Here is an 8,136-nt window from a genome sequence, read left to right as displayed (position 1 = left end):
CGCGGATGCGTGCGAGCAGTTCCTCGAAATAGGCGCTGTCCTGCCCACCCTTGAAGCGCTCGTCGTCCAGCAGAAAGCCCTTTTCGAGATAGTCCTTCAACTGTTCTGTCACCCAGCGCCGGAACTGCGTACCCCGATGTGAACGCACCCGATAGCCCAGGTGCAGAATCACCTCCAGGTTGTAATGGTCAACCAGCCGTTCCACATTCCGCGCCCCTTCGCGGGCAACTATTAGGAATTTCCTAATCGTTCGATCTGCCGCCAACTCCCCGTCCTGAAACAGATTTTTCAGGTGCGCATTGATGGTTGGAACCTTGACTTGATACAGGTCGGCCAATTGCTTCTGACTCATCCAGACCGTGCCGTCGTCCAACCGAAGCTGAACACGTGTCCGGGCATCCTCTGTCTGGTAAAACAGGAACTCGCCTTGCCCGGCCATGGGTGCAGCAGGCTGCTGGACAATTTTCTTGTCTTGACTCATTCCGCCGCCTCCCCACCATCGCCAAACAGGTCGGCTATCAGCGCAGCCTCGCGCGACTTTCTCCCTCTCCCCTCGCGGGAGAGGGCTGGGGGGAGGGGGGCTTCCGGCGCCGCCATTGGTAGATTCGCCACATTCAGGCTGTAATCGTCATGCCCCCATTCGCAGCGCGCCAGCACCATTTTGGGAATCTTCTTCAGCGTCAGGTTCGGCCAGCGCTCCGAAGCCTTGGCCGCTGTCACGCCGTGAAAGGCTGAGCAGCACACGAGCAGGCTTTGCTCGCCGCCCACCTCATCGGACAACGCCTGCAATTGCTCTGCCGATAAGTTCTGCGTGGTCACATAAATAAAATCGCGCTCACTCGAATGGCCGTGTTGCCACCACTGCACCTCGGAAGGCGCATAGGTAAAGCCTTCCAGCTTGGCCAGCGCCTCGGCCAATTGCGCCGCGTTGTATTCCGGGTTGATGACCGGATTACCCCAGCGGTCGTTGACAATGAGCGTGGGCGCAAGGCGGTAATAGCGGAAGCCGCCGCCGCCCTGCCAGTTCACCGCTTTGGAAATGCCGCCGGGGTCTTCGCCGTCGATGACCTTTTTCAGACGCGGGATAATGTGGGTATGGCAGTGCTCGCCCAGCTCAATCATGATCCAGCGGCGACCCATCTTGTGCGCCACCGCGCCAGTGGTACCGGAACCGGCGAAGGAGTCGAGAACGAGGTCTCCTGGGTTGGTGGCCAAGATAAGGACTCGTTTCAGTAGTTTTTCAGGCTTTGGCGTCGCAAATGAGTCAGAGGGATTGATAGTCTTAACCTCCTCCCGTGCTTCATGGTTGTGACCAGCCTCGGAATGTAGCCAAATCGTTGGCGCAGGAGGTTCAGCCAGCTTCAACTCTGACAGAAAGGTCTTCCTTGACGGGTTTGCCGACCCGTCTACACCAAACCAAATTTCGTCATTTTCGTCCATCTTGCGCAGTGCGTCCGCAGGAAAACGAGGTGAAGAGCCTGGTGGTGGAGACCAAATAACTCCATTTTTGAAGCAAAACTGAAATGCCTGCTCCTTTTCAGATCCAGTTCGTTTTGCATAGAGAGGAGTCGCCTTCCAGGGCCCCTTAGGATGGTTGTCTGGATTTCTGTACCGACTATCCATTTCCGCAGTCCTATCCAACCGATTGGGCCGCCACACCTCCTTATTCTGAGCGTAGATCAAGACATGGTCGTGAGTTTCAGCCAGCCACTTCGAGTCGTTCGAGACGGTATATTTCTTCTGCCAAACCACATTCGCCACAAAATTCGCCCGCCCAAACACCTCATCACACACCACCTTCAGATAGTGCGCCTCATTGTCATCAATCGTGATCCACAGCGAACCATCCTCCGCCAAAAGTCGCCGGATGATCTCCAGCCGGTCGCGCATCAGCCCCAGCCAGATCGAATGCTCCAGTCCGTCGTCGTAATGCGTGAAGGCGCTGCCGGTGTTGTACGGCGGGTCGATGAACACGCATTTGACCTTGCCCGCAAACTCCGCCTCCAGCGCCTTCAACGCCAACAGGTTGTCGCCAAAGATTAGCCGGTTGTCGAAGAGATCATTCTCGGTCACACGCTGCGGCGCGTGATACGACTTGTCCGGGTCTTCCAGCAGAATACGCGGCTCCAGCTTGGGGCGTTTTTCTTTACCGATCCAAGTCAACTCCAACTTTTGCTTGTTCATGGCTGATCCTTCCCTGGCGTGCCGCCCAGCCGCGCCATCCACGGCGCGGCGTTCGCGCCTGAAAAAGCCATGTTAAATGGCTTTTTCTCGCCTATCGGCGACCGGCGCTCACCCTTGCCAATCCAGGTGGGTTCGAGTTTTTTCACGCTACCCTCTCCTTTATGGCGGAATCAATCCTGTTCACGTTTTATCTACTCGCGGTCTGGCGCGCTCGGCAGTTGCCACGATGGCATCCAGCTTTTCAGCGATCTCCGGATCGAGATCTTGTTTCGACAGGAAGCCGGCAAGCAAGTGGTAGTCTCGCTTGCGGAAGGTCAAGGGCAGATTCATTTCCTTGAAAAAAATCCGGAAGACCCGGTCGAGCACTTCGTCCGTGGCCTTTACGTCGGGTGACCAAGGTGATTTTTCGTCGATCTCCAACACGTGTGTGACTTCTGCGATGGCTTGTTCCATCGCCTGCTGGCGTCTTCCGCGTTCGTCAAGGCCAAACAGGTCATCCGCCACATCGTGAATGGCCCACGCACGCAAGACCTCTGGCGAGCATAAATAGTTTTCGATTTCGCGCCTGTTCCACATGAGCTCGTTCAGGTTATCGTTGGGTTGCAGCGCGCGGTCTAGGCGGTCAAACAGAGCAATACCTACCATATCATTCTTGGCTTCGCGCAAGCCGTTGAAGTGGTCGCGGGATTTTTGCGGCAAGTTGGTTGAGACATAGTGCACAAACGGCATTTCCAGCAGTGCCTGGGCCGGGTGTCCAAGAATTTTGGCGAACATCTTGAGAATGGCCAGGTCGGTGGAGTCCTCGACATACAACACCCAACCTGTCTCTTCCGCCTGATAGTACTGATCCCAGCCCAGGTCTGTCAGTGCTTTCATCGTCTGGCTGCCTCGGTCGTTCAACAGATGTGGCTTGCCGACAAAGGCCACCACCATGCCGCGATTCGCCGCCTCCGCAAGCACGACTTCGGAATGGCTGGCGGCGATGATTTGCGAGCCTTTTTCTTCGGCCAGGTCGTTGATCAGTTGATAAGTCTGGCGCTGACGAAGTACCTCAAGATGCGCATCCGGTTCGTCCAGCAACAACACCGTGTGTGGATTGGCGTACAGGTGCGCAAGGATCAACAAGGTTTGCTGCAAGCCTCGACCGGAAGAGGAAATATCCAACCTGGCACCGGATTTTTCCTCATACTCCATGACAATTTCGCTACGCTCGACAACAAATTTCGGGTCAAGTAATTTCACTCCGAACAGGCGGGATAACTGTTCCGTCAGCGCAACCCAGTCATGGGAGGGTTTGTTCGATTTCTCGCTTGACCAGCACACCCGGTAACACAGATTACGCAGCACCTGTGCCGTTTGACCTTGGCCTATTAATACGCCGATTTCCCCCGGCTGCTTGATGAATTCACGATCCGTCAGACCGGACATCGGCGGCAACAACGCCACCTTGGCCTTTGTCGCCAGTTCCGGAATGGTCATCCGCTCGGGTTTCTTGCTCTCGTCCAACCTGAGCGGACGGCAATAAAAAGACTCCTCGTTGGCATAATCAAACTCAAGCCCGCATGACCATGCCTGATCGTCGGTAATGCCTTCGACCAATATATCCACGCGAACGTTTTGCGTTTTTAGTTTTCCTTCTTGTCGTTCCACGTTGCGGACATGTAGGTCACGCCAAAGCAAATTGGCGACAGGAACCGGGAGTGCCACTAAATCGCGGCGGTTGATCGCTACGCCCTGACGCTGGAGTGCCGTGGACTTCCCCTGCCTTTTTTCAGTCCATCGACGCAGTCCAAGCTCCCACAGGGCGAGCGCCTGAAGCGCGGTTGTCTTCCCGGAGTTGTTTGGGCCGATGAGCACAACTGACTTGCCCAGAACAACCTCGGCCTCGTCAAACCGTTTGAAGTTTTTGATGGTCAGTTTAGTAAGCATTCATATCCCCTTGGTGACTCAGGGCAAGCAAATCCAGCCGTTTGATCTTTAGTTCCACGGCAAGTGTCCATAGGCCATGTGCACTCCGAAACCCCAAAGCATCGCATTGCGTTCCTAACTTGATTAGTTGCCGCAACAATTTTCCTCTCGCCATACATCAATCCCCAGAATTCTTGTCGTGCGAAATGTGTCCGCCGTTAACCAAGCAGCCACACCCAGATATTTGATTCATCATCACGGCAACGCCCGCTCGACTGCAAAAAGCGCGCTCCTCAACTCTAATTCCCTCGAATTCGAGGGAATTGAAAGCAGGGTTGTTTAGTTGTCCCGCACACCAAGAAACAGCACGGTATCCTTGTTTTTCAGCCATTGTCCAATCAGGGCGCTGCCACCGTCGAACCCTTGAACCCTATCCTTCAGCGAAATGTAATCTTGTTCATTGCGGGTGATGATGGCGACTTCGGTATCCCTGACGGAGATGATTCGGTTCTTCATTGCAACTCCAATTCAATCGTGAATAACGCATTTTCGTCAATCTGTTGCTTGAGCTGATTTTCCAACTCATTACGCTGCGCTTCCACTTTATCCTGCCGATTAAAAAGCTCACGGCGCAGTTTACTGCGCATGCCTTCCAGTTCGTGTTGTTTTGTTTAGGCATAACAATTTTCTTCCAGCGTGGGCGCGGTGGCGGCGGTACGGCGAATTTCTTTGATTTCAAAGTCAATGCCCTTGATTTTCTGCTCCAGCCGAAGCTTCAGGGGTAGTGGCAGGTAGGCGCAGCTGTTTTTTGGGGTCTGCTTCTGCGAGCGTCATGCTCTCGTGCGTGATCATCCGCTGGGGCTGGTGAAATATGCGGGTATCGAGCGTGGGGTATGTTCGGAATGTGCACTTATCGTACAGCTTCAACCCGTGCAGGGCATGTATGCCCTGCCGCTCAATGACGTAATTCATTGAAATACCGAGCACAAGACGGGCATGAACACGTAGCTGGCGTAAGCCCACGAAGCCACGGATGGATTCGTGCAGAGTTTTGTTAGGTAACCTGCTGCCAGTCAGGATTTTCTTATACCGAACGTCTTGATTTAAGAGCCAGACTCAAGGTTTGAGCATCGAGATATTCCAACTCCCCACCCATGGGCACACCCTGCGCCAGTCGAGTTACCTTGTAGCGAGCAGAATCAACCCGATCCATGATGAAACCTGCGGTGGCTTCGCCTTCGATGGTCGCGCTTGTCGCCATGATGATTTCTTCGACCGGACTGTTTGCCAATCTGTTCATCAACTCGGGAATACCGATGTCGTCGGGGCCGATGCCATCCAAAGGTGATAAATGCCCAGACAGGATAAAATACAACCCCTGGTATGCCCCGGATTGCTCAATCGCCAACCAATCGGTTGGCGATTCGACAATGCATAGCTGTGTTGCATCCCTGCGATTATCCGCACAAACCGGGCAAACCGGCGTTTCAGAGAATATGCGGCAGGATCCGCAGCGACCGATGCCTTCAAGTGCCACAACGATCGCCTTTGCCAGCTGGGCAGCCCCTTCACGATCATGTTCGAGCAACTGCAAAGCCATTCGCTGAGCTGTTTTCTGCCCGACCGAAGGCAATCCCCTCAGGGCCTGAACCAATGCGACGAACTTGGGCGAGAACATAGGCTTAGGATCAGAAAGGCAGCTTCATGCCCGCTGGCAGGTTCATACCCGCAGTGACACTGGACATCATTTCCTGCTGATTCTGTTCGACCCGACGTACGGCATCGTTCACGGCCGCGGCAATCAGATCTTCCAGCATTTCCTTGTCATCGCCCATGAGGCTGTCGTCAATAATCAGCCGACGTACTTCGTGCTTGCCGGTCATGGTGACCTTGACCAGACCTGCGCCGGATTCGCCCGTGACTTCGATTTTGGCCACCTCTTCCTGCATGCGCTGCATCTTTTCCTGCATCTGCTGGGCTTGTTTCATCAAATTGCCGATTCCGCCTTTCATCATGGCTTGATTCTCCTGTATGGGGTTTGTATTCGATTAGCGTCCGTTCGGGAATGGATCTATTGCGGGCTCTGATTCGTCGTCACGCGGAAGAATACTTTCTTCAACAAGTTGAGCCCCCGCCTGCTCCTGCAGCAGTTGCACGACAGGGTGTTGCACAATGCTCTGCCTACGCTGATGCTGCAGGTTGATCTCTTCATGATGCCTGCGTTCGGCGGGGGTCATGGACGTTTCCACAGGTAACGCGGATGGGGATCGGGCAGGTACCGTATCGTTCTGCCCAATCACGATTTTCACTTTTGAGGTATCGGCCAGTTTAGAAAGCTGGGAAAGCAAGCTTTCACGCGCACGGGCATTGGCGATCACCTCGTATTGAGGGGCAACCACAAGTTGAACCTGCCCGTCGACAATGTTGAGGTGGCAGCGATCTGCCAGGTTCCGCCCCGGCTGACCGGGTATGCGCTTAACCCATTCATGCCATGGCAGGTCGGTCAATTGGGCACGGGCATGACCAGAATGATCAGATTTGCCCTGAACCGGCATTGACTGCGCTGCAGTGGGTTCTGCGACCCGTTGTCCGGCACTTTCTTGCAAACGCGCCATTGTTTCGGGCTCGGATTCGGCTTGCGTGATTGATGAAGAAGCCAATTCTGGCTTCGTCTTTGCAGCAGACACGCGGCGGGAATCGGATGGATAAGAATGGGCAGCAGTAACTCCTGTCGCTGTAACGGCGCCGTTTGAAGGCTCGCCCCCCGGCTGGAATGCCAGCATACGAAGCAGAGTCATTTCAAGGCCGATCCGTGCATTGGGCGACCATGCCATATCGCGTCGGCCCGAAGTAGCAATCTGATACCACAACTGCAACAGTTGCGGATCGATGGATTTCAATTCATCCGGGGGCGGATTGGCCACAGCAGACAGGGACTGAACCCACTGCCCCATCGCCAACTGATGAATCGACTCGATGAACTGCGCCAGAAGAATCGCAGGCTCTACCGCACGATCCAGTGCTTCGTCGACCAGAGCAAACAGCCGGTCCGCCGACTGCTGGTAGAGCGCGTCGATCATGTCCCAGATGATTTGATGATCACTCAAACCCAGAATCTGGCTTACCTGAACCGAATCGAGCTGACCACCGGTGAATGCGATGGCCTGGTCGAGCAGACTCAAGGCATCCCGCATCGAGCCATTGGCCGCCTCGGCGATCAAGTGCAGGGCAGCAGGTTCGAAGGCAATGTTTTCCTTTTGCAGAACATCGGCCAGATGCTGTTGAATCTGGGAAAGCGGCAGGGCGCGCAAATTAAACTGCAAGCACCGGGAGAGTACCGTGACAGGAAGTTTCTGCGGATCGGTGGTCGCCAGCAGGAACTTGACGTGTGCCGGAGGTTCTTCAAGTGTCTTTAAAAGCGCATTGAAGCTCGATTTCGAGAACATATGCACTTCGTCGATCAGATAGATCTTGAACCGACCCCGAGCCGGTGCGTAGGCAACATTCTCAAGCAAATCACGGGTGTCGTCGACACCGGTGCGCGAGGCAGCATCGACTTCGATCAAATCGACAAAACGACCCTGATCAATCTCGACGCAGGCACTGCACACACCGCAGGGTGTGCTGGATATGCCGTGCTCGCAATTGAGCGCCTTAGCAAAAATTCGCGCAACGGTCGTCTTGCCCACGCCCCGGGTGCCTGTGAACAGGTAAGCATGGTGCAAACGGCTTTGATCCAGCGCATTCGTCAGTGCTTGCAGGACATGGCCTTGGCCAACCATTTCGGCAAAGCTTTTGGGACGCCATTTACGCGCCAGTACGAGATAACTCATAGCGCAACAGCCGACTTGAATGGATTGAATTTGGGGAGGGTGGCATCCCGTACCCGCCGATCTCCGGCGCCCAAGGCAACCGTTACCGTTGCTCCCTTCCGGGCCTGGCGGGGTTCACGGCGCATTGTCGCGAAGGGACGAATACGGAACACCATAGAAACCATCTTCTGTTCGAAAAATGGAAAGTGATCATAACACGCCATGGCAGTGG

9 protein-coding genes and 1 other RNA gene are annotated in these 8,136 nt (G+C 54.8%); 1 reads left to right on the top strand and 9 read right to left on the bottom strand.

Annotated elements, in window-relative coordinates:
* From rhuM to M7R55_RS08645, 5 genes are all read right to left on the bottom strand, one after another.
* The coding region (gene rhuM / locus M7R55_RS08665; RefSeq protein WP_298220013.1) for a RhuM family protein at positions 1–481 on the bottom strand (481 nt) is incomplete at its 3' end.
* A complete protein-coding gene (locus M7R55_RS08660; protein ID WP_298220012.1) occupies positions 478–2,184 on the bottom strand; it encodes a site-specific DNA-methyltransferase in 1,707 nt (568 codons plus the stop codon). The genes rhuM and M7R55_RS08660, both read right to left, overlap by 4 nt.
* Positions 2,181–2,330 (bottom strand): hypothetical protein, encoded by a 150-nt coding sequence (locus tag M7R55_RS08655; RefSeq protein WP_298220011.1) that lies wholly within the window; start codon positions 2,328–2,330, stop codon positions 2,181–2,183. The genes M7R55_RS08660 and M7R55_RS08655 overlap by 4 nt, the downstream gene beginning before the upstream one ends.
* Positions 2,331–2,364: 34 nt before the next feature.
* Positions 2,365–4,113 (bottom strand): AAA family ATPase, encoded by a 1,749-nt coding sequence (locus tag M7R55_RS08650; RefSeq protein WP_298220010.1) that lies wholly within the window; start codon positions 4,111–4,113, stop codon positions 2,365–2,367.
* A 318-nt stretch (positions 4,114–4,431) separates the two neighbouring features.
* Entirely contained in the window at positions 4,432–4,608 is a 177-nt protein-coding gene (locus M7R55_RS08645; RefSeq protein WP_298220009.1) for a hypothetical protein, read from the bottom strand.
* A gap of 44 nt (positions 4,609–4,652) precedes the next feature.
* Here M7R55_RS08645 and M7R55_RS08640 point away from each other — a divergent pair, with 44 nt between their 5' ends.
* A complete protein-coding gene (locus tag M7R55_RS08640) occupies positions 4,653–4,877 on the top strand; it encodes a hypothetical protein (RefSeq protein WP_298220008.1) in 225 nt (74 codons plus the stop codon).
* Between the two features lie 299 nt (positions 4,878–5,176).
* On the opposite strand, the gene recR is transcribed toward M7R55_RS08640, so the two are convergent.
* The 4 genes from recR to ffs form a co-directional block, all read right to left on the bottom strand.
* The gene (recR, locus tag M7R55_RS08635; protein WP_298220007.1) at positions 5,177–5,770 is read right to left on the bottom strand and encodes a recombination mediator RecR; all 594 of its coding nucleotides are present in this window, start codon (positions 5,768–5,770) and stop codon (positions 5,177–5,179) included.
* 10 nt (positions 5,771–5,780) lie between these two features.
* On the bottom strand, positions 5,781–6,107 hold the full coding sequence (locus M7R55_RS08630; RefSeq protein ID WP_298220006.1) for a YbaB/EbfC family nucleoid-associated protein: 327 nt from the start codon (positions 6,105–6,107) through the stop codon (positions 5,781–5,783).
* Between the two features lie 33 nt (positions 6,108–6,140).
* Positions 6,141–7,925, bottom strand: coding sequence for a DNA polymerase III subunit gamma/tau (gene dnaX, locus M7R55_RS08625; RefSeq protein ID WP_298220004.1), 1,785 nt, complete (start codon positions 7,923–7,925; stop codon positions 6,141–6,143).
* Positions 7,926–7,972: 47 nt separating this feature from the next.
* Positions 7,973–8,069, bottom strand: an RNA gene (ffs, locus tag M7R55_RS08620) — signal recognition particle sRNA small type.
* Positions 8,070–8,136: the final 67 nt, after the last annotated feature.

Origin of the sequence: Halothiobacillus sp. (assembly GCF_027346185.1) — a bacterium.
Classification (GTDB): Bacteria; Pseudomonadota; Gammaproteobacteria; order Halothiobacillales; family Halothiobacillaceae; genus Halothiobacillus.
The sequence above is the reverse complement of the archived record's forward strand: the minus strand, read 5'-3'. Positions and strand labels throughout refer to the sequence as shown.

Bases quoted from the DNA above. Each gene is read 5' to 3' on its own strand.
- dnaX (WP_298220004.1), bottom strand. From the start codon at position 7,925: ATGAGTTATCTCGTACTGGCGCGTAAATGGCGTCCCAAAAGCTTTGCC.
- M7R55_RS08645 (WP_298220009.1), bottom strand. From the start codon at position 4,608: ATGAAGAACCGAATCATCTCCGTCAGGGATACCGAAGTCGCCATCATC.
- M7R55_RS08650 (WP_298220010.1), bottom strand. From the start codon at position 4,113: ATGCTTACTAAACTGACCATCAAAAACTTCAAACGGTTTGACGAGGCC.
- M7R55_RS08630 (WP_298220006.1), bottom strand. From the start codon at position 6,107: ATGATGAAAGGCGGAATCGGCAATTTGATGAAACAAGCCCAGCAGATG.
- recR (WP_298220007.1), bottom strand. From the start codon at position 5,770: ATGTTCTCGCCCAAGTTCGTCGCATTGGTTCAGGCCCTGAGGGGATTG.
- M7R55_RS08660 (WP_298220012.1), bottom strand. From the start codon at position 2,184: ATGAACAAGCAAAAGTTGGAGTTGACTTGGATCGGTAAAGAAAAACGC.